Source organism: Psychrobacter sp. T6-6 (assembly GCF_052258185.1).
Lineage (GTDB): Bacteria > Pseudomonadota > Gammaproteobacteria > Pseudomonadales > Moraxellaceae > Psychrobacter.
Genome location: NZ_JBQQEX010000027.1, coordinates 1 through 599 on the forward strand (window position 1 = coordinate 1; position 599 = coordinate 599).

The following is a 599-nucleotide window of genomic DNA, read 5'->3' on the forward strand; positions in this document are numbered from 1 at the left end:
TCTAAACCATTAGTACTAGATTGACCAGCTACGCTCAATGTATCTTCTAAGGTTGTTGCGCCTGTGTTGGTCAGGGTGCCTGAGTTAGTCAAGTTGCCGGTGTTAGCCAAAAGACCGGTATTGTCTAAACCATTAGTACTAGATTGACCGGCAACATCTAGTGTGCTCTCTAAAGTAGTCGCATTTTGAACTGCTAGTGTACCATTTAGATCCGTTGCACCATTATTGGTTAAAAGACCTGTGTTAGTGACACCATTTGTGGTCGTTTGACCAGTAACGTCTAGTGTGCTCTCTAAAGTAGTCGCGTCTTGAACTGCTAGTATACCATTTAGATCTGTTGCACCATTATTGGTTAAAAGACCTGTGTTAGTGACACCACTTGTGGTCGTTTGACCAGTCGCATTAAGGGTATTAGTGCCAATATTACCAGTATTTGTAATATTACCTGTGTTGGCAATACCGTTTGTCGTCGTTTGACCTGTAACGCCTAGCGTACCATTTAGTTGACTTGCACCATTGTTAGTTAAAAGACCTGTGTTAGTGACACCACTTGTGGTCGTTTGACCAGTCGCATTAAGGGTATTAGTGCCAATATTACC

The 599-nt window shown here is 42.4% G+C and carries 1 protein-coding gene; it reads right to left on the reverse strand.

The features are described from left to right. On the reverse strand, positions 1-599 hold a 599-nt coding region (locus ACTXGL_RS14095), incomplete at both ends, for a hypothetical protein (protein ID WP_443527308.1).